This window comes from Erythrobacter sp. Dej080120_24 (assembly GCF_036322605.1).
Taxonomy (GTDB): Bacteria; Pseudomonadota; Alphaproteobacteria; order Sphingomonadales; family Sphingomonadaceae; genus Erythrobacter; species Erythrobacter aurantius.
On sequence record NZ_AP027262.1, the window covers coordinates 1421278 to 1439713 of the forward strand.

20 protein-coding genes and 1 tRNA gene are annotated in these 18436 nt (G+C 63.3%); 8 read left to right on the forward strand and 13 right to left on the reverse strand.

Translation table 11 applies throughout. The annotated features are described in order from the left end of the window. Nucleotides 1-30: 30 nt before the first annotated feature. Nucleotides 31-106, reverse strand: a tRNA-Val gene (locus tag AABA34_RS06735). 97 nt (nucleotides 107-203) lie between these two features. Between AABA34_RS06735 and AABA34_RS06740 the strand changes: the two genes are divergently transcribed. Continuing rightward, nucleotides 204-1190: an asparaginase gene (locus AABA34_RS06740; RefSeq protein ID WP_338304445.1), complete on the forward strand. Its 987-nt coding sequence runs from the start codon at nucleotides 204-206 to the stop codon at nucleotides 1188-1190. Nucleotides 1191-1223: 33 nt separating this feature from the next. Here AABA34_RS06740 and AABA34_RS06745 read toward each other — a convergent pair whose 3' ends face one another. The 4 genes from AABA34_RS06745 to fmt form a co-directional block, all read right to left on the reverse strand. After that, on the reverse strand, nucleotides 1224-1745 hold the full coding sequence (locus AABA34_RS06745; RefSeq protein ID WP_338304446.1) for a YbjN domain-containing protein: 522 nt from the start codon (nucleotides 1743-1745) through the stop codon (nucleotides 1224-1226). A 113-nt stretch (nucleotides 1746-1858) separates the two neighbouring features. Then, nucleotides 1859-2971, reverse strand: a complete 1113-nt coding sequence (locus tag AABA34_RS06750; protein WP_338304447.1) for a zinc-binding dehydrogenase — start codon at nucleotides 2969-2971, stop codon at nucleotides 1859-1861. Between the two features lie 13 nt (nucleotides 2972-2984). Beyond that, nucleotides 2985-3740: a tRNA pseudouridine(38-40) synthase TruA gene (gene truA / locus AABA34_RS06755; protein WP_338304448.1), complete on the reverse strand. Its 756-nt coding sequence runs from the start codon at nucleotides 3738-3740 to the stop codon at nucleotides 2985-2987. Then, nucleotides 3737-4654 (reverse strand): methionyl-tRNA formyltransferase, encoded by a 918-nt coding sequence (gene fmt / locus AABA34_RS06760; RefSeq protein ID WP_338304450.1) that lies wholly within the window; start codon nucleotides 4652-4654, stop codon nucleotides 3737-3739. The genes truA and fmt overlap by 4 nt, the downstream gene beginning before the upstream one ends. Nucleotides 4655-4718: 64 nt before the next feature. On the opposite strand from fmt, the gene recR reads away from it, so the two are divergent. The 5 genes from recR (at nucleotide 4719) to AABA34_RS06785 (ending at nucleotide 8931) form a co-directional block, all read left to right on the forward strand. Next, the gene (gene recR / locus AABA34_RS06765; RefSeq protein ID WP_338304451.1) at nucleotides 4719-5315 is read left to right on the forward strand and encodes a recombination mediator RecR; all 597 of its coding nucleotides are present in this window, start codon (nucleotides 4719-4721) and stop codon (nucleotides 5313-5315) included. A 56-nt stretch (nucleotides 5316-5371) separates the two neighbouring features. Further along, the gene (def, locus tag AABA34_RS06770; RefSeq protein WP_338304452.1) at nucleotides 5372-5956 is read left to right on the forward strand and encodes a peptide deformylase; all 585 of its coding nucleotides are present in this window, start codon (nucleotides 5372-5374) and stop codon (nucleotides 5954-5956) included. A 25-nt stretch (nucleotides 5957-5981) separates the two neighbouring features. Beyond that, nucleotides 5982-6722 carry a hypothetical protein gene (locus tag AABA34_RS06775; protein WP_338304453.1) on the forward strand — a complete coding sequence of 247 codons (741 nt, stop codon included), beginning with the start codon at nucleotides 5982-5984 and terminating at the stop codon, nucleotides 6720-6722. An 83-nt stretch (nucleotides 6723-6805) separates the two neighbouring features. After that, nucleotides 6806-8275: a DNA recombination protein RmuC gene (gene rmuC, locus AABA34_RS06780; protein ID WP_338304454.1), complete on the forward strand. Its 1470-nt coding sequence runs from the start codon at nucleotides 6806-6808 to the stop codon at nucleotides 8273-8275. Nucleotides 8276-8280: 5 nt separating this feature from the next. Beyond that, nucleotides 8281-8931: a hypothetical protein gene (locus AABA34_RS06785; RefSeq protein ID WP_338304455.1), complete on the forward strand. Its 651-nt coding sequence runs from the start codon at nucleotides 8281-8283 to the stop codon at nucleotides 8929-8931. A gap of 28 nt (nucleotides 8932-8959) precedes the next feature. On the opposite strand, the gene AABA34_RS06790 is transcribed toward AABA34_RS06785, so the two are convergent. From AABA34_RS06790 to AABA34_RS06820, 7 genes are all read right to left on the reverse strand, one after another. Continuing rightward, nucleotides 8960-9760, reverse strand: coding sequence for a TrmH family RNA methyltransferase (locus tag AABA34_RS06790; RefSeq protein ID WP_338304706.1), 801 nt, complete (start codon nucleotides 9758-9760; stop codon nucleotides 8960-8962). Nucleotides 9761-9770: 10 nt separating this feature from the next. After that, nucleotides 9771-10055, reverse strand: a complete 285-nt coding sequence (locus tag AABA34_RS06795) for an HPr family phosphocarrier protein (RefSeq protein WP_338304456.1) — start codon at nucleotides 10053-10055, stop codon at nucleotides 9771-9773. Between the two features lie 9 nt (nucleotides 10056-10064). Further along, nucleotides 10065-10496 (reverse strand): PTS sugar transporter subunit IIA, encoded by a 432-nt coding sequence (locus tag AABA34_RS06800; RefSeq protein ID WP_034952613.1) that lies wholly within the window; start codon nucleotides 10494-10496, stop codon nucleotides 10065-10067. Between the two features lie 97 nt (nucleotides 10497-10593). Continuing rightward, nucleotides 10594-11514: an RNase adapter RapZ gene (rapZ, locus tag AABA34_RS06805; protein WP_338304457.1), complete on the reverse strand. Its 921-nt coding sequence runs from the start codon at nucleotides 11512-11514 to the stop codon at nucleotides 10594-10596. A 64-nt stretch (nucleotides 11515-11578) separates the two neighbouring features. Then, nucleotides 11579-12016, reverse strand: a complete 438-nt coding sequence (locus AABA34_RS06810; RefSeq protein ID WP_338304458.1) for an HPr kinase/phosphorylase — start codon at nucleotides 12014-12016, stop codon at nucleotides 11579-11581. Then, nucleotides 12013-13599 (reverse strand): sensor histidine kinase, encoded by a 1587-nt coding sequence (locus AABA34_RS06815; protein WP_252260260.1) that lies wholly within the window; start codon nucleotides 13597-13599, stop codon nucleotides 12013-12015. The genes AABA34_RS06810 and AABA34_RS06815 overlap by 4 nt, the downstream gene beginning before the upstream one ends. After that, nucleotides 13592-14329 (reverse strand): response regulator transcription factor, encoded by a 738-nt coding sequence (locus tag AABA34_RS06820; protein WP_338304707.1) that lies wholly within the window; start codon nucleotides 14327-14329, stop codon nucleotides 13592-13594. The genes AABA34_RS06815 and AABA34_RS06820 overlap by 8 nt, the downstream gene beginning before the upstream one ends. A gap of 355 nt (nucleotides 14330-14684) precedes the next feature. On the opposite strand from AABA34_RS06820, the gene AABA34_RS06825 reads away from it, so the two are divergent. Next, a complete protein-coding gene (locus tag AABA34_RS06825; protein ID WP_034952618.1) occupies nucleotides 14685-16292 on the forward strand; it encodes a phosphoenolpyruvate carboxykinase in 1608 nt (535 codons plus the stop codon). Between the two features lie 110 nt (nucleotides 16293-16402). Then, complete coding sequence (locus AABA34_RS06830; protein WP_034952620.1) at nucleotides 16403-16759, forward strand: hypothetical protein; 357 nt, start codon at nucleotides 16403-16405, stop codon at nucleotides 16757-16759. Nucleotides 16760-16785: 26 nt separating this feature from the next. On the opposite strand, the gene AABA34_RS06835 is transcribed toward AABA34_RS06830, so the two are convergent. Continuing rightward, entirely contained in the window at nucleotides 16786-18411 is a 1626-nt protein-coding gene (locus AABA34_RS06835) for a DUF1570 domain-containing protein (protein WP_338304459.1), read from the reverse strand. Between the last annotated feature and the right edge of the window lie 25 nt (nucleotides 18412-18436).

The window sequence follows — 18436 nt, forward strand, 5'->3', positions numbered from 1 at the left end:
GTCTGCATTTTTTGCGGATGGAGTGCGGAATGGTGGGCGATGACAGGCTCGAACTGCCGACCCTCTCGGTGTAAACGAGATGCTCTACCAACTGAGCTAATCGCCCGCTTCCGTCTTGCGGAGAAGCGCTATCTAGCGCCAAAAAGTTCAAAATCAATTGCGCATGTGGTGTGAAATGCATTCGCTCGCTAAAGGCGCGGGCGATGAGCGCGCAAAAACTCCTTGTCCTTGGCACTGGCGGAACGATCGCCGGTTCGGCTGCGTCGGCGACGGGGCAATCTTATGCCGCGGGCGAAATCTCGCTCGACGCGATGATCGCGGATATTCGCGGGCTTGGCCTGACAGTCGAACTGGTGCCCAAACCCATCGCCCGGATCGGGTCGCAGGATATCGGTTGGGATCAATGGGACGCGCTGCATGGGGAGATCATCGCCGCGCAGGCCGATCCCGACGTTGCCGGAGTGATCATCACCCACGGCACCGATACGGCGGAGGAAACCGCCTTTCTGCTCGATCTGACGCTGGATGCGGGAAAGCCGGTGGTGATGGTGGGGGCGATGCGTCCGGCCGATGCGGTGGGCAGCGACGGGATGCGCAATCTGGCCAATGCAATCCGCGTCGCGAGCGATCCCAAGGCGCAGGATCGCGGCGTGATGGTGGTGATGGGCGACACCGTCTTCGCCGCAAGCGATGTGCGCAAGGCGGCGACTTCGAATATAGACGCGTTCAAGGGCTATCCGCGCGGGCCGATTGCGCGGGTGACGCCGTCCAGCCTCGACTGGTTCGCACCCGCTCACCGGGTCGGCAGCACGGCGCGCTTTCAATGGCCCGAGGCTCTGCCCCGCGTCGCGATCCTGACTGCTGGCGCGGGCATGGATGCCATGCCGGTCAAGGCGCTGCTTGGCATCGGGTGCAAGGGTATCGTCATTGCCGGCATGGGGCAGGGCAACGCCCCGCGCGTGGTGCTGGACGCGCTCGCAGAGGCGGTGCGCGACGGAGTGCCGGTGGTGCGATCATCGCGTGTCGATGAAGGCATGGTGGATCGCAATGTCGAAGTTGATGACGACGCCTACGGCTTCGTCGCTGCCCGCGCGCTAGGCCCGGCAAAATCGCGGATATTGCTGATGCTGCTGATCGCCAGCGGGGTCACTGATGCGAAAGCGGTGCAGGCGGCGTTTGACGGCGACTGATGCGAGAGGCGGTCTTGGCCCGCCAGCCGAGCCTCAGTCCCGTCGCTGTTGCCCATAAAGCAATGCAGCGGCGCCGCGCACAAAGGCGTCCCAATTGACCAGCTTCGTGGCGAGGCCGCGTGATGACTCGTGCCCGGTCGCAAAAAAGGTCCAACGGGTGATGATCTGGTCACCGTTATTCAGAAACGAACGGCCGTGGATATCGCGCCTGTTCAATTGGTTGACCAACTCCAGCAGCTCCTCGCGGCTCTTTCCTTCGGGCTTGAGCAGGTTCACGATGATCGATAGCGTGCGGCAATTGCTTGAAGTCGCCCTGTCTTCGCAGTTTTGCAGTTGCGCATTGGCTTCCAGACCATTCGGCAAGGTCAAATCGAAGCCGTCATCGGTTTTCTTTACGTCAAGCGGGGGACGAAGCAGGCTGATGGCGTTGAGAAAATCCTGCTCTGACACAACACTCAAGGGATCGTTTGCCGATTGAGATGCTGCCTGAACAGGCAATACTGCAAAACAGGCTGCAACCATCAGATGCAACGCCGCTTGTCTTGGATATTTCATGAACTGCACCTCCCTATTCGCCATGTTAGCGGCAATTTTGTCCGGGAAACAAGGGAGGTGGTCTCATACCGGCAACGGGTCCCCGCGCGATACGAGGACCCGTCCCGATCTGATCAGCCCCAGGGCGTGACGAGGTATTTCTCGCCGGTCTTCATCTGGCGATAATCGCTGATCGCTTCCTTGGTCAGCATTTCCTCAAGATTGACCTTGGCCTTATAATGGCTGGCGAATGTGGTGGTGAGGTTCTGCTGCACGCGGGTGCGCATGCGGATCACGGTTTCCATCCCCGCTTTCTGCAGGAACGGGGTAAGCAGCCAGCCCTGCACGCGCCATTGCAGGCCGTATGACGGGGTCAGGATCGTCGGCCCCAGATCAAGCCGCCCGTACATGTACATCGACTTGTCCTGATTGGAGCCATAGCGCGAATATTCGCTCATCTGCGACGCTGCGACCTGTTCCATCGCCTTGAGCACGTGATCGGTGTTCTGCCCGCCGCCGATCGGATCGAAGCCCAGGAAGGCACCGGTTTCCGCGATCGCAGCGCGCAGATCGGCCATGTAGCTGTCGGCGGAGGAATTCACGACATATTGCGCGCCCGCCGCCTTCAGCATGTCGACGTGCTCCTGCTTGCGCACGATGTTCACCAGCTTCATCCCGTCCTCGATGCAGATGCGGTTGAGCATCTGGCCAAGGTTCGAAGCAGCGGCGAGGTGGACGATGGCATCGTGGCCTTCCATCTTCGCGGTTTCGACGAAGCCCAGCGCCGTCATCGGGTTGACGAAGCTTGACGCGCCTACTTCCGACGAATGATCGCCCAGCGGCAGGCACATCATCGCATCGGCTATGGCGTATTGCGAAAAGGCATTGCCGGGGACGCAGGCGACACGCTGGCCCATCAGCGCCTTGGCCATGTCGGAATCGCCCGTCGCGATCACCGTACCTGCGCCTTCGTTGCCGGCGGGCAGACGCTGGCCGTGGCGGTTCTTCTGCCCGGTCAGGAACGGCTCGGGCATATTTGCCACCACCTTGCCGTGCGAATATTCGGCATTCTCGAAATCGGCCGCGCTCGTCAGGATCGCGAGGTCTGACGGGTTGATCGGCGCGGCTTCCATCTTCACAAGCACCTGATTGCCGGTGGGGGCGGGGAAGTTTTCCTCGCTGACTTCAAGCGTCAGCTTTCCGTCTGCGGTGAGCGTGGTGAACAGCTGTTTGCCGGTGGTTGTCATGCGGATTCCTCTCTTATTCGGGGTAGATTGCTTCGACGAAGTAGAGCCCATGGGGCGGCGCGTTAAGCCCCAATTCGGCGCGGTCCTTTGCAGCGAGTGCCTGTGCCATGCGTTCGACCGGCCAACTGCCAGCGCCGACCAGTTTGAGGCACCCTACCATGCTGCGCACCTGATGGTGCAGGAAACTGCGCGCGGCGGCATGGATGTGGATTTCCGGGCCGAAATCGGTCTCTACCTGTTCGACATCGAGCCGGTCGAGCGTCTTGACCGGATCGGCGGCCTGGCAATGGACGGATCGGAAGGTCGTGAAATCGTGGCAGCCGACCAGCGCTTGCGCGGCGCGGTGCATAGCCTGTGTGTCGAGTTCATGCGCCACCTGCCACGCGCGGTCCCGCATCAGCGCAAGCGGGGCGCGGCGGTTGACGATGCGATAAAGGTATCGCCTGCCTGTGCAGGAAAAGCGCGCGTGCCAATCGTCGGCCACGATTTCGCAGCCGTTGATCGCGATCGGATCGGGGCGCAGATGCGCGTTGAGCGCCTCCATCAGGCGGAACGGATCAATATCCTTTTCCAGATCGACATGGCCGCGCATCGCCAGCGCGTGAACCCCGGTATCGGTGCGGCCCGCGCTGTGGAGGATGGCTTTCTCCCCCGTAATCCGCTCCAGCGCCTCTTCGATGGCCTGTTGCACGCTCGGCCCGTGCTTTTGCCGCTGGAGGCCCTGAAACGGGGTGCCGTCAAATTCGAAGGTGAGCGCGAAACGGGTCAAGAAAGCTTCGTCCCTGCCGACACCGGTCGCCCGCGCAGGAAATCCGCGAGGTCCATCGCCGGTTTGCCTGCGCGTTGCAGGCGCAAGGGGCGCAAGGCTTGCTCGCCGCAGGCGATGGTGAAGCCGTCGTCCAGCACCGTCCCTGCCTCGCCAGAACCATCTGCCTCTTCAGCCAGCAGCAGCTTCACCCGCTCGCTCTCCGCCCCGTTGGCGATCTCGAACCAGGCACCGGGGAAGGGGGCTAGGCCGTGGATGTGGCGCACGATTTCCGCCGCAGGCCGGGCCCAGTCGATCCGCGCCTCCGCCTTGTCGATCTTGGCGGCATAGGTCGCGGCTTCGTCCTCCTGCCGCACGGGCGGGAAGGCGGGCAGATCGGCCAGCACACGCACCATCGCCGCCGCGCCCAGTTGGGCCAGTTCAACAGTGAGTTCGCCCGTGGTCTTTGACCCTATCGGCGTGGTCACGATGTTCAGCATCGGGCCGGTATCCAGCCCCGCTTCCATCTGCATGATCGTGACGCCGGTTTCCTCGTCGCCTGCCATCACCGCGCGGTGGATCGGCGCCGCCCCGCGCCAGCGCGGCAGGATCGAGGCATGGATGTTGAGACAGCCATGCACCGGCGCATCCAGCACGGCTTGCGGCAGGATCAGGCCGTATGCCGCAACCACCGCGACATCGGCGTTCAGCGCGGCGAATTCGGCCTGCGTCGCTTCGTTGCGCAGGCTTTTGGGCGTGCGCACCTCGATCCCCAGCTCCTCCGCCTTGGCGTGGACGGGGGAAGGGCGCAGTTGCTTGCCCCGGCCCGAACGGCTGGGCGGCTGCGAATAGACGCAGACGATTTCATGCCCGGCCCCGTGCAGCGCAACCAGCGCAGGCACCGCGAAATCGGGCGTTCCCATGAATACTATCTTCATTTTTGGACGCATGATTTGGTCGCGGCTCTTCCTTGGCTTCGCGACTGCCCCTATCTCTCCCCCCATGGCATCGCAAGAGATCGAAGCACTATCATCGGCATTGGCCCGGCTTCCCGGCCTCGGACCGCGCAGCGCGCGGCGGGCGGTGCTGTGGCTGGTGAAGAACCGCGAATCCGCGCTTCCCGCTTTGCTGGAGGCGCTGGATGCGGTGTCGCAGACGCTGGTCGAATGCGACACCTGCGGCAATGTCGACACGATCAACCCCTGCGGCATCTGCGCCGATCCGCGCCGCGATGTGCGCGCGCTTTGCGTGGTGGAGGACGTGGCCGATCTTTGGGCGCTCGACCGGGCAAAGCTGTTTCGCGGACGCTACCACGTGCTCGGCGGCAAGCTTTCGGCGCTCGACGGGATCGGGCCGGAGGATCTCAACATCGCGCAGCTGATGGAGCGGGTATCGGACGGTGCGGTGGACGAGGTGGTGCTGGCGATGAACGCCACGCTCGAAGGGCAGACCACCGCCCATTACCTTGCCGAACGGCTGGAGGAGCACAAGGTCCGCATCACCCAGCTTGCCCACGGCCTGCCGGTGGGCGGGGAGCTCGATTATCTTGACGAAGGCACGCTGGCGCAGGCGCTGCGGGCGCGGCGGCCGGTCGAATAGCGCGCGGGCTGCGCGCGTCACTTGTGGTTTCGCGCGGCGCGCACTAAATTGCGCGCATGGCTATCCGTGAAATCCTCGAAGTGCCGGACCCCCGGCTCAAGACCATCTCGACCCCGGTTGAACCGCATGAGTTCAACGACGATCTGCGCACGCTTGTCGCCGACATGTTCGAAACCATGTACGATGCGCCCGGCATCGGGCTTGCCGCGATTCAGGTCGGCGTGCCCAAGCGAGTGCTGGTGATCGACTTGCAGCCCGACGATCCGGACGCCGAGCCGGTTGAATGCGACCACGATCACGGCGATCACGGCCACTCGCACACGCATCAGCCGACCAAGAAGGAACCGCGCGTCTTCATCAACCCGGTGATCGCGGACCCGGCGGCCGAACAATCGACCTTCAACGAAGGCTGCCTGTCGGTTCCCGAAGTCTACGCCGATGTGGACCGCCCGGCATCCTGCACGGTGCGCTATCAGGACCTCGACGGAAACCACCACGAGGAACACCTCGAAGGGCTGCTGGCGACCTGCCTGCAGCACGAGATGGACCACCTCGAAGGCATCCTTTTCATCGACCACCTTTCGCGACTGAAGCGCCAGATGGTGCTGAAAAAGCTAAAGAAGATCCGTCAGGCGGCGTAGTTTTCCGCAGGTGAAGCGGCTTTCGGTGAGCTTGGAGGAGTTTTCGGACCTCTCCTGCGCCCAATTGCTTGCCCGATACGAAAGCCTTTGCGATCTCCATCCATGGCCCGAGGCGCGCGCGGAGCTTGATCGGGCCTTGCGGGCGGAGGGACTGGACCTCGCCTTCTGGACATATGAATCGCGCCAGTCGTCTAGCTTTGGGCGCAAGGGTGAGAAGCGCGAACCGGTGCTGCACCTGAATTTCCGCACCACCGCAGCCCTCAGGGCCGAACAGGGCATCGATCCGCACAGAGGCAATTGGGATGACGGCTGGGTGCGCACCGACACGCTGAGGGACATGGCGAATTCTATCCTTGCCCGGCATGGACTGCCCGAGGATTTCTGCTCCCCGCAAAGCTTCATCTTCCCGTTGTCGTGGGAGGAAACCTGCTGGCACAAGATCGCGGTAAAAAGCGAACCCTCGGTAAAATCGCTGGTGACGAAGCTGGTGCTCGGGCGCTGGCATGGGCTGCTGCCGGGAAACAAACACTATCCGTCTGTCTACAGCGGCTCCGCATGGGACGAACCCGCTCCCGGCGCGTTCAATATCGTGTTCGAGCGCAAGGAACAGATGGAACTCGCCCAAGACATGATTGACGAAATCGCCGCCGGCTGTCGCGATATCCTGCGGCGGGGACGCCATGACGGGTATATCGAGAACTTCGATGTCGCCATCCGGCTGTGGTGCCGGGGCATGGACATGCCACCGCTTTACCGCCGGGACTGAAACGGGCGGGCGGTCCGCCGAGCTTTTCGGGGATATCCAACACGGGACTAGTGTTCTTTATTTGTTCCATGCTATAAGGAGGTATGGAACAACCGATTCTCATCCTCGTCGCGCTTGTCATCGGCCTTGCTATTGGTGGGGCGGGCGCATGGTTTGTCACCTCACGGCCGTTGGCCGATCTGCGCAGGCGGCTCGATGAAGGGGAGCGTGAGCTGGCCGGACAGGAGGCCGAGTTCAAACGCGCCATCGCCGAACTGGGTGATGCCCGGATCGAGGTTGCCGGGTTGAAGGAACGCGCCGGGCAGGCGGATGGTCTGCTGGCGCGGCTGGATGCGGTGCAGGCGGAACGGGCGGATCTGGCGCAGCGGCTCGCCGCGCTCGAAAGTGCGGCGGCGGAGCGTGAGAAAGCCTTTGCCGAACAGAAACAGGGCCTGCTCCAGGCGCAGGAAGCCTTGCGCAAGGAATTCGAGAACGCCGGCAGCAAGGTGCTCGAACAGGCGCAGGAAGCCTTCCTGAAACGGGCCGAAGAACGCTTCAAACAGTCGGAGGAAGCGGGCGAGGCCAAGATCAGGGCACTGCTCAATCCGGTGGGTGAAAAGCTCGCCTCTTACGAAAAGCAGGTGAATGAGCTGGAGGCCAAGCGCACCGACGCATTCGGCCAGCTGCACGGCCTGATCCAGTCGATGCGCGAAGGGCAGGAACAGGTTCGGCGCGAGGCGCAGCGGCTGGGCAATTCGCTCACCAACGCGCCCAAGGCACGCGGGCGCTGGGGTGAACGGGCCTTGCAGAACCTGCTCGAACAATGCGGGCTGGCGCAGCACACCGATTTCATCATGGAACATTCGGTCGATACCGATGACGGGCGGCTGCGACCCGATGCAATCATCAATGTGCCCGGCCAGAAGAAACTGGTGGTCGATTCAAAGGTATCGCTCAACGCCTATCAGGCCGCGTTCGAAGCGGATGATGATGCCGAGCGTGATCGGCACCTGGCGCTGCATGCGAAATCTATGCGCGGCCATGTGCAGACGCTGGGCGCGAAAAGCTATCAGAGCCAGTTCGAGGAAGCGCCCGATTACGTCATCATGTTCGTCCCCGGCGAACATTTCGTCACCGCCGCTCTGGAGGCCGACCCCGAATTGTGGGACTTCGCCTTTGAACGCCGCGTGCTGCTGGCGACGCCGACCAATCTGGTCGCCATCGCGCGCACGGTGGCGCAGGTGTGGCGGCAGGACGGCCTCGCCAAGGAAGCGCAGGAAATCGGACGGATGGGGGCTGAGCTTTATGGCCGCCTGAAGACCGCCGCCGATCACCTGAAGCGCGTGGGCGGGGGGCTCGAAACGGCGGTCAACAATTACAACAAGTTCGTGGGCAGCTTTGAACGCAATGTCCTGTCCTCGGGCAAGCGGCTTGCCGAAAAAGGCATCGAGATCGCCAGCGAGATCGAGGACGTGCCGCTGGTCGAAGCCGCACCGCGCTATAACGCGGCGGATGCGGCAGGGGTTGAAGAAGACGGCTTCATGCTCGAAAACCGCAAGGACGCAGCGGAGTAGGACACATGACATTGGCCTTGCGGATGATTGCAGGCGCGATTGCGCCGATGGCTTTGGCGGCGCCCGCCGCTGCCGAACATCTGGAACCGCGCAACGCCTGCAGCGCCATGGCCGGGGCCGATGAATTCCGCATGACGCTGGTGACGGCGGTGGCAAACCGCGATGCGGAGATGCTGCAAACCGTGGTCGATCCCGATATCCTGCTCGATTTCGGCGGCGGCAGCGGCTGGCGGGAAATGCGTGCGCGGCTCGATGCGGCGGATTACCGCCTGTGGGACGAACTCGACACCGTCATCCGCCTCGGCTGCGATCGCGCCTATCAGGACAGCCTCGTCATGCCCTATTACTGGGGGCAGGATTTCGGCGATATGGACGCCTATGGCACCTATATCGTGCTGGGCGCGGATGTGCCGATGTTCGCCACCGCCAAGGGCGAAAGCAGGATTGCACGCCTCAGATGGGAAGCGGTCGAAGCGGTCGGTTTCTTCGACATGGTCGAAGGCAATCGCGAGGCGCCCCTGTGGGAAGTGCAGACGCGCAATGGCAAGCGCGGCTTTGTCGATCACACGCTGCTGCGCGCGCTGGTCGACTATCGCCTGATCGCGGAACAACGTGACGGCGGATGGAAGATCACGACTTTCGTCGCCGGAGACTGATCGCGCCCTAAGCCGCGCCAGCGAAGGTCTATGCCTCTAGCCCCGCCAGCACTTCATACGCCAGCACCGCTCCTGCAACGGCCGCATTGAGGGAATCCGCCCGGCCTTTCATCGGCATGGTGACGCGCAGGTCGCACTCCGCCTCATAGGCTTCGGGCAGGCCTTGCGATTCATTGCCGACCAGAATGAAGCACGGCGCCTGATAGGCGGCCCCGCGATAGGGCACGGCATCGCGCAAGCTCGCGGCGACCAGCTGGCCCGCGCCGCCTCGCAGCCACGGCAGGAATTCCTCCCACCGCGCCTGCGCCAGCGCCACGGTGAACACTGCGCCCATGCTGGCACGCACAGCCTCGGCGCTGAAGGGATCGGCGCAGTCGTCAATCAGGATCAACCCGCCGGCCCCCACCGCGTCGCAGGTGCGCAGCATGGTGCCGAGATTGCCCGGATCGCGCAGGTCCTGCGCCACCATCCAGATCGTGCCCGCATCCCGATCAAGCCGCGCAAGGCCGGTGTCGAATTCGTCGAACACCCCGACAACGCTCTGCGTGTTCGACTTGCCAGTGATCTTGGAAAGGATGTCGGGCGTGGTGGTGATCACCTCGCCGCCCGCCGCTTCGACTTCGGATTCGAGCCGGGCGAGCAAGTCATGCGCGTCGCGCCCTTCTGCCATCACCAGTTGGCGCGGAACATGGCCGCAAGTCCGCGCATCTTCGAGCAGCCGCAGCCCTTCGACCAGGAATTGCCCGGCGCGCTTCCGGTGCTTCTTGTCGCGCAAGGACCGCAGGTATTTGACCGTGGGATTGGAAAAGCCGGTGATGTGTTTGCGCACAGCGCGCCCCTCAGCCGCGATCTTCGCCAAAGCCGTCTTCGACCAGCGCCACCAGTTGATCGAGCGCGGCATCCGCGCCATCGCCCGACACGATCAGTTCCACCGAATCGCCCTTGGCCGCGCCCAGCATCATCAGGCCCAGGATCGATCCGCCCGCGGCTTCGTTCCCGTCCTTTGCCACCCGCACACTGGCCGTGGCGGGCAGGGCCGCAACGGCGCCCACGAATTTGGCGCTGGCGCGCGCGTGCAGCCCGCGCTTGTTGACGATGGTGACGGTCTTGCGTGCTTCGCTCATCCCGCCAGCCTATTTCCCGCCGCTGGCGCTGCGCGGCGCCGTCTCCGCGCCCAGCAGTTCGCTGGCGACGGTGATGTAGTTGCGGCCGGCGGTTTGCGCGGCTTCGACAGCGGCGACGACGCCCATCGATTTGCGCGCACCGGCCAGCCGGATCAGCATCGGCAGGTTGATCCCCGCGATCACTTCGACCCGGCCCGCTTCGAGCAGCGAAATCGCGAGGTTGGACGGGGTTCCGCCGAAAAGGTCGGTCAGGACGATCACACCGCCGCCGGTTTCCACCGCCTCGATCTTGTCGGCGATTTCGGCGCGGCGCTGCTCCATGTCGTCATTGGGGCCGATGCACACGGTCGCGATGTCGGTCTGTTTGCCGACGACATGCTCCATCGCTTCGACGAATTGGTCGGCGAGGCGGCCGTGAGTTACTAGGATCAAACCGATCATGCGCGAATTCAGTCCGTTATTGCCTGCGGCTCGTTATCGTTTTGCGAAGGCGCACTATTAACTCAAACACCACCATGCGATGCAACCCCTGCGGCGATCAGCGCCGCTCGCCTTCGATTGCGTCTGCGGTGCGTGATGCCAGATTGCGGTGGCGGACAGTGGGCGAAAATCCGGCCTCGCGCAAGCCTTCAGCCATGCGCTCGGCGGTAAAGACCGATCGATGTCTCCCTCCGGTACAACCGAACGCGATGTGGACATAGGATTTCCCCTGCGCGGCATAGCGCGGCACCAGCGTCAGCAGCAGGTCGCGGATCTGGCCGAATGCCTTGTGAAAGGCCGGGTCGCGTTCGATATGCTCGCCAACGGGCGCGTCGAGCCCGGTCTGTTCGCGCAAGCCATCGACCCAGTGCGGATTGTCGAGGAAGCGCATGTCGAACACCAGATCGGCCAGCGGCGGCATTCCGCGTGCAAAACCGAAGCTGGAGACGGTGAGCGTCATGCTGTCCCCGTGGTCTTCGGCGAACAGGTTGCGCACATGGGTCTGCAAATCATTGGCCGACATGGCCGAGGTATCGATCACGATTTCGGCCCAGCGCCGCAGCGGCTCCAGCAATTCGCGCTCGTCCGCGATCCCGTCGAGCAGCGAACGGCCCTGAGCCAGCGGATGGCGGCGGCGGGTTTCGTTATACCGCCTTTCAAGCTCACCCCCGGCGCAATCGATGAACATGAAGGTGATTGCCAGATCGTCGCGTGCCGAAAGTGCCTTCACCAGATCGATGATCTCACCCGGCACAAAGCCGCGCGTGCGCGAATCAAATCCGATGGCGAGCGGGGCGCGGGATTGTTCATCGGGCTCCCCCACCAGCCGTTCCAGCAAGCGGATCGGGAAATTGTCGATCGTTTCCCAGCCGAGGTCTTCCAGAACGTCGAGCGCGGTCGACTTGCCGGCGCCCGAAAGGCCGGTCACCAGCAGGAGACGCTGGCGGGTGTCGGTGGGCGCTGGCGGCGATGCAGTCATGACTTCATGGCTTTTCGCGCTTTGAAGCGCTCAAGGGAAGCGGTTTCCGTTAGCTTTGCCGAAGCTATCCGCAGGAAAGCCCGTGCAGCGCCAGCGCGTGTTCGGCCCGGACGGCCGGGGCGATGCCGCCCGGATCGAAGGGAAGGCACGGGATTTCAACGCCAAGCAGCAACCGTGACAGGATGTTGTCCGGCAGCCTTTCGGGCGGGCTGTCCAGATCCAGCATCAGCGCCAGCGGGGCGGGGGCCGAAACGGGATATTCCACGATCCCGACCCCGCGCACTTCGATCAGGCCCGCGATATTGGGCGGTGGGCTGGCGATGATCAGATCGCCGTGGCGAGCGAGGCTGACGCCGTCGTCTCCGATCAGCGCAGCGCCGCGATCGATCAGCGCCAGTGCAAGCGAGCTCTTGCCCCGGCCCGGAGCGCCGGTGATGGCAAGGGCGCGGCCGCCAATCGCGACAACGCTGGCCTGCATGATGGCAGTTTCGTCCGTCGTCATTTCGCGGCTGGCAGGCGGAACCGGAGGCAAGCGCCGGTGCCTCCGTCAGGCCGCGCCTGTGCGATCAGTGAACCGTCATGCGCCTCGGCAATGGCGCGGGCGATGGCGAGGCCAAGCCCGGAATGGTTGCCAAAGGCTTCTTCGTCGGGGCGCACCGAATGGAACCGCTTGAACACCTTTTCACGCGATCCCTCGGGGATGCCGGGGCCGCTGTCGCACACCATCACCGTTACGCAGTCGCCGTCATTATCGACCAGCACTTCAATCGGCGCATCGGGCGGAGAAAAGGATACGGCGTTGTCGAGCAGGTTTTCGATCACCCGTTCCAGCCGCGCCCCCACGCCCAGGACGAATGCCGCAAATCCGCGCGTTTGCAGCACGATCTTGCGGTCGAGATTTTCCGAGCGGTCTTCGCGGCTGCCGATGATGGCACGGATCAGCTCGGCCATGTCTATCCGTTCCAGTGTGGCGCGGGACATTTCGGCGTCGATCCGGCTGGCATCGGAAATCTCCGTCACCAATCGATCGATCCGGCGCACGTCATGGGTGATGATCTGTTCCAGCTCGCGCCGGGTATCGGCGTTTTGAACCTTGGGGAGGGATTCGACCGCGCTTCTGAGCGAGGCGAGCGGGTTCTTGATTTCATGCGCGACATCTGCCGCGAAGCTGTCAACCGCGTCGATCCGCTGCCGCAGCGCCTGCGTCATATCGGAAACCGATCGCGCCAACTGGCCGATCTCGTCGCTGCGTTCGGGCAGGCGCGGCACCTCGACGTCGCGTTCGCGCCCCTGCCGCACCTTTTGCGCGGCGCGGGCCAGCAATTGCAGCGGGGTGACAATGGTGCGGGCAAGATAGAGCGACAGCAGCGCCGAAGCGCCCAGCACCACCAGCACCGCCACCAGCAGCGCCGAACGCGCCGAGCGCACGCTTTCGGTGATGTCCACCGCATTGCGCACCGTCAGCAACGTCGCCCCGTTGAGGCCGACAGGCGCGGCGGCGGTAATCACCGGTGTTCCGTCGACCCAGTCGTAGAGCCGGACCTGGCTCAACCCCTGTTCGCGTGCCTGCACCAGTTCCGGCCAAGCATCGGCGGTTTGTGCTTCCGGCTCGACATAGTCGGTTACCGCCTCGGCGCTGACAATGGTGTCGACGGTGCGATCGAGCCAGCGGGCGAATTGCTGATCCCAGGTGTCATCGGTGATGTCGTTCAGTTCGAATGCCGGATCGGCAAGCGCGAAGCTGTCTGCCCATAGCCGCCCTTCGGCATCGAACATGCGCATCCGCATCCGTTGTTCGCGCCCGATCTGCACCAGCAGCGCCTCTTGCCGCTCACGGGTTGCGCCAGCCAAGGCCTCGGCGGTGATCTGCGCCTCGATCCGGGCGAGCTTGAAGCGTTCGTTGATGAGCTGCGTGCGATAGGTGTCGAGATAGAACAGCCCGCCCGAAAGCAGCGCCAGCGGCAGGATGTTGACGATCAGGATGCGCGCGGTGAGCGAGAAGCGCCCGGTCAGCGTTCCGCGTTCGCTTGTGCGCGCAATCGGTTGGGAATCCTCGCCTGCGGCAACGGGTTGCATTTCAGCCATCGGTGAAACTGTATCCCGCACCATACAGCGTATCGATCGCGCCGAATTCGGGATCGACCGCACGGAATTTCCGCCGCATTCGCTTGATATGGCTGTCCACCGTCCGATCATCGACGAAGACATCGTCGGGATAGGCTGCATCCATCAGCTGGTTGCGGCTCTTGATCACGCCGGGACGCGCGGCCAGCGCTTCGAGGATGAGGAATTCGGTCACCGTCAGGCTTACCGGTTTGCCGTTCCATGTCACGTGATGGCGGGCCGGGTCCATGTAAAGACGGCCGCGATCGATGCTGGGGTTGGCCGGTTCGGGCAGGGCGGTTTCATTGCCGAGCCGGCGATCAGGCTCGGCCCGGCGAAGGATGGCGCGGATGCGCGCGGTGAGCAGGCGCAGGCTGAACGGCTTGGCGATGTAGTCGTCCGCGCCCAGTTCCAGCCCGGCTTCCTCGTCGGCTTCGTCGTCCTTGCTGGTGAGGAAGATCACCGGGAGCGGCGAATGTTCGCGCACGCGCCGCAGCAATTCCATGCCGTCCATCTTGGGCATCTTGATGTCGAAAACGGCAAGGTCGGGCGGGTTTTCGAGCAGCGCCTTGAGCGCGGTTTCGCCGTCTGAATAGAGGCGCGTGACAAAGCCTTCGGCCTGGAGCGCGATCGAAACCGTCGTCAGGATGTTGCGATCGTCATCGACCAGCGCGATCTCGATTGCTTCGTTGCGCGAGTTGCCGCCGGACATTTCGTCCGATCCGTGCTTGGTTTCGATTTCCATCTTTGCCGGTGCTCCTCGTCTCGCGTGAGACAGGAGGTAGCGTGATCGCGCATTCGAAACAATCAAGGAGGTGATCAGCCCCCGGAAATCCGTGCTGCAAATGCGAAGAAAGCTGCCGTGAAAATTGTGCGTCGCAACGCCCGAAATGCGCGGTTTGACGGGGGCGACATCCGTAACTATGCCGCTTCGCGGATTGGGGTCATTTCGCTCTCTTTCGACTCGCAGGACGGCGGTGTCGTAAGGGGCGACGGCGATATGCTCCCGTTCCCCAGGACAATGCGGCCATGTTTCCTCTCGCGGGCCCTTTTCAGGAGAAGATACCTTGATCCCCCTCGCCCATTCGCTTGCAGCCCAGGGCATCGAAACCCGGGCTGACGTTCACCCCAATCTCGGCACGTCGGCGCTGATCGAAGCTGCTCTCGCTTCGAACGAAGGTTCGCTTTCAAAGAACGGTGCGCTTGTGGTGCAAACCGGCGCAAAGACCGGCCGCAGCGCCAAGGACAAGTTCATTGTCCGCGATGCCGAAACCGAGAACACCGTGTGGTGGGGCAAGGTCAACGTTTCGATGACGCCGGATCACTTCGCCGCGCTCAAGGCCGATTTCATGGCCGCGCTGGCGGAAAAGGACACGCTCTATGTCGCGGATCTGTTCGGCGGGTCGCAGCCCGAACACCGCGTCAACGTGCGCGTGATCAACGAGCTGGCATGGCACAATCTGTTCATCCGCACCCTGCTGGTGCGTCCGACGGCCGAGGAACTGGGTTCCTTCGCGCCCGAATACACCATCATCGACCTGCCGAGCTTCAAGGCTGATCCGGCACGCCACGGCACCAACAGCGAAACCGTGATCGCGGTGAACCTGTCGGAAAAGCTGATCCTGATCGGCGGCACGCGTTACGCGGGCGAGATGAAGAAGAGCGTTTTCGGCATTCTCAATTACCTGCTGCCGACCAAGGGCGTGATGCCGATGCACTGTTCGGCCAATATCAGCGCCGATGGCAAGACGGCTGTTTTCTTCGGCCTGTCGGGCACGGGCAAGACGACGCTTTCGGCCGATGCCTCGCGCACGCTCATCGGCGATGACGAGCACGGCTGGTCGGACACGGCAGTCTTCAACTTCGAAGGCGGCTGCTATGCCAAGATGATCCGCCTGTCCGAAGAGGCGGAGCCGGAAATCTACGCCACCACCCGCCGTTTCGGCACGGTGCTGGAAAACGTGGTGATGGATCCTGTCACGCGCGAGCTTGATCTGGATGACAACACGCTCGCCGAAAACACCCGCGGCGCCTATCCGATCGATTTCATCCCGAACACGTCAAAGGACAACCTTGGCCCGGTGCCGTCCAACGTCGTGATGCTGACCGCCGATGCATTCGGCGTGCTGCCTCCGATCGCGCGGCTGACCCCGGAACAGGCGATGTATCACTTCCTGTCGGGCTACACCGCCAAGGTGGCCGGCACGGAAATCGGCGTGACCGAGCCGGAGGCAACCTTCAGCACCTGTTTCGGCGCGCCTTTCATGCCGCGTCATCCGAGCGTTTACGGCAATCTGCTGAAAGAACGCATCGCCAAGGGCGGGGTGCAGTGCTGGCTGCTCAACACCGGCTGGACCGGCGGGAAATACGGCGTCGGCCACCGCATGCCGATCAAGGCGACGCGCGCTCTGCTTAACGCCGCGCTCGACGGTGATCTGGATGGCGTCGAATTCCGCACCGATCCCAACTTCGGTTTCGATGTGCCGGTGCATGTGCCGGTGCTGGCCGAGGCCGGGATTGACCAGACCATCCTCGATCCGCGCAGCACCTGGGCGGACAAGGCCGAATATGACGCGACCGCGCAGAAGCTGGTGCAGTTGTTCATCGACAATTTCGCCGAGTTCGAGGCGCATGTCGACGAAGGCGTGCGCAAGGCTGCTCCGGTCGCCGCCTGACACGTCGGTAGCTGAGTCAATCGAAGGCCCCGTGCGTTCAGGCGCGCGGGGCCTTTGCCTTGTCACCAACCCCGGCTAATGTCGTTGATATTTCAGGGAAGGGACCAACCATGAGCATTCTCGATTCGATCCTCAAGAACATCGGCGGCGCGCCCGATGATGTCGTCAATCTTGCTGCAAAGGTCGGGATCGATCCGGCAATGGCGGAAAAGGCGATCGCGATGCTTGGTCAGACCCACCAGATGGAAGGCGACACGGTGGAATTGGCTGCGGCCAAGACCGGGCTCGACGCGGGTGTGCTGAGCCAGATCGTCGAACAGATCGGGGGCGAGGGTTCGCTCACCGAATTTGCCAGCGCGATCCAGAAAGACCCGTCATCGCTGATGGGCCTGCTCGACCGTGACGGCGACGGCAACGCGCTCGACGACATCACCGATATCGCTTCGGGCCTGTTCGGTCGGAAGTAAGCACAAGCGAGGGGCAGGGCGCCCGATCAGGAGTCGTCCTCGCCCCCTTCGCCGTCGACAGCCGCCTCGAACTGATCGCGCAGCGCGCCGAAATCCGCTCTGGAGCCTTCCGGTAGCCTGCCAAGGTAGTCGATCGCCGCCTGTGCAAAGCGGCTTTGGCGCCCCCCGTGCGGATCGGCTGCGACCGGCGCGAGCAGATAGCGCGCGATTACCGCGTCGCCTTCGGCTGCTTTCATTGCCGCCAATTCAACTGCAAGTGCCTTGTCGAAAGGCGCGAGCTGGGTCGCCCGCTCCAACGCGAACCTTGCCTGCTCCGGCGGTGCGATCCCGCGGTAGGTGAAGCTGCGATAGTAATAGATCAGCGGTTGCGTGTGATCGGCCTCCAGCGCGTTCAGCGCCTCGAACGGAGCCATCGCTGCGGCATAGGCCGCTTCCTTGTCGGCGGCGTCTGCCGCCTTGCGGAACAGCGCGTAACCTTGCTGCACGTAGGCGTTGGTGACGGTCGGATCGATGGCTATCGCGCGGGTGGATGCGGCGATGGCGGCATCGTCATTGCCGGCATCGTATTCCGCTTCGGCCAGCGCAGCCAGCACCTCGGCATCCTCAGGGTAACGCCCGGCAATCAAACGGGCGTCGGCAGCGACCATTGCGGCTTGTTCGTCATCGACCCCGCGATCCGAACGCATGATCACGTCCATCATTGCGGCGTGCCCGTCGCTTAATTCTGTGACGGTGACCTTGCCGATCCGGAAGCGCTCGGCCGAAAATCGCATTCCCGACATCGATGTCTGGCGTCCGTAATCGCGCAGCTCGCTTTCCAGCCGATCCAGATCGCCGAATATCTGCTCACCTGCCTGAAGGCTGTCCATGCCCGCTGCCACCGCTTGCCAGTAGCGCACCAGTTGCCCGCTGCGCTGCGGGTTGAAGCTGAGGTAGTGGAACAGCAGCCAAGCGCGCCCGTAATAGGCGGTGTAGCGATTGCCCCGGTTTTCGCGGTAAAGATCGTAATCGAGCAGTTGGCGCACCGACACCGGCGCTGCCTGGCTGATTTCCCAGGCGCGTTCGTTGTTAGGCAGGCCGATATCTACCGATCCATCATCGTTGAAGCGTGCGGAAGAGAAGTATTCCGCTGCACCTTCGCTCAGCCAGCGCGGCATGGCATGACGGGCAGAGGCGATCAGGAAATGGTGAGCGTATTCGTGGAGCAAGGTCGACAGCGCCGGGTCTAGCACCTGCGCCGTGGCGCTGCGCGAATAGCGTGACCCCGTCTGCGCCCGTCCGATATCGCGCGTGCGGAACTGGATATTGGGAACGAAGGTAACCGATCCTTTGGCGCGCGGAATGTAGAAACCCGCCACGGCGGAGCGTGCGCCTCCGCCATAGATGTCCCGCAGGTCATCGCGCGTGCCGACCATGTAGATTGTCAGCCTGTTGGACGGGCTGGGTACTGGAACCGTGCGCCCGGTCTCGAGCTCTAACGCGACATGATACCGCTCGAGCAGTTCGGCAAAGCCTTCAAGATCTTCGGCCCGGCTGTCGGAATAGATCACGAACCGGTCGCTTTCGGCCTTGTGCCATGCTGCCCTTGCCGGAGACGAAATGACGAGCGCGCTCGCCAGAATGGCAAGCACCGCGAAAAGGCGATGGATCATAATGGCAGTCCCCCTTCGTGTCTGC

What these genes read in the sequence shown, in the direction of transcription:
- AABA34_RS06740 (WP_338304445.1), top strand. Translation starts at nt 204, where the DNA reads ATGAGCGCGCAAAAACTCCTTGTCCTTGGCACTGGCGGAACGATCGCC.
- AABA34_RS06745 (WP_338304446.1), bottom strand. Translation starts at nt 1,745, where the DNA reads ATGAAATATCCAAGACAAGCGGCGTTGCATCTGATGGTTGCAGCCTGT.
- AABA34_RS06750 (WP_338304447.1), bottom strand. Translation starts at nt 2,971, where the DNA reads ATGACAACCACCGGCAAACAGCTGTTCACCACGCTCACCGCAGACGGA.
- fmt (WP_338304450.1), bottom strand. Translation starts at nt 4,654, where the DNA reads ATGAAGATAGTATTCATGGGAACGCCCGATTTCGCGGTGCCTGCGCTG.
- recR (WP_338304451.1), top strand. Translation starts at nt 4,719, where the DNA reads ATGGCATCGCAAGAGATCGAAGCACTATCATCGGCATTGGCCCGGCTT.
- def (WP_338304452.1), top strand. Translation starts at nt 5,372, where the DNA reads ATGGCTATCCGTGAAATCCTCGAAGTGCCGGACCCCCGGCTCAAGACC.
- rmuC (WP_338304454.1), top strand. Translation starts at nt 6,806, where the DNA reads ATGGAACAACCGATTCTCATCCTCGTCGCGCTTGTCATCGGCCTTGCT.
- AABA34_RS06785 (WP_338304455.1), top strand. Translation starts at nt 8,281, where the DNA reads ATGACATTGGCCTTGCGGATGATTGCAGGCGCGATTGCGCCGATGGCT.
- AABA34_RS06795 (WP_338304456.1), bottom strand. Translation starts at nt 10,055, where the DNA reads ATGAGCGAAGCACGCAAGACCGTCACCATCGTCAACAAGCGCGGGCTG.
- AABA34_RS06800 (WP_034952613.1), bottom strand. Translation starts at nt 10,496, where the DNA reads ATGATCGGTTTGATCCTAGTAACTCACGGCCGCCTCGCCGACCAATTC.
- rapZ (WP_338304457.1), bottom strand. Translation starts at nt 11,514, where the DNA reads ATGACTGCATCGCCGCCAGCGCCCACCGACACCCGCCAGCGTCTCCTG.
- AABA34_RS06810 (WP_338304458.1), bottom strand. Translation starts at nt 12,016, where the DNA reads ATGACGACGGACGAAACTGCCATCATGCAGGCCAGCGTTGTCGCGATT.
- AABA34_RS06815 (WP_252260260.1), bottom strand. Translation starts at nt 13,599, where the DNA reads ATGGCTGAAATGCAACCCGTTGCCGCAGGCGAGGATTCCCAACCGATT.
- AABA34_RS06820 (WP_338304707.1), bottom strand. Translation starts at nt 14,329, where the DNA reads ATGTCCGGCGGCAACTCGCGCAACGAAGCAATCGAGATCGCGCTGGTC.
- AABA34_RS06830 (WP_034952620.1), top strand. Translation starts at nt 16,403, where the DNA reads ATGAGCATTCTCGATTCGATCCTCAAGAACATCGGCGGCGCGCCCGAT.
- AABA34_RS06835 (WP_338304459.1), bottom strand. Translation starts at nt 18,411, where the DNA reads ATGATCCATCGCCTTTTCGCGGTGCTTGCCATTCTGGCGAGCGCGCTC.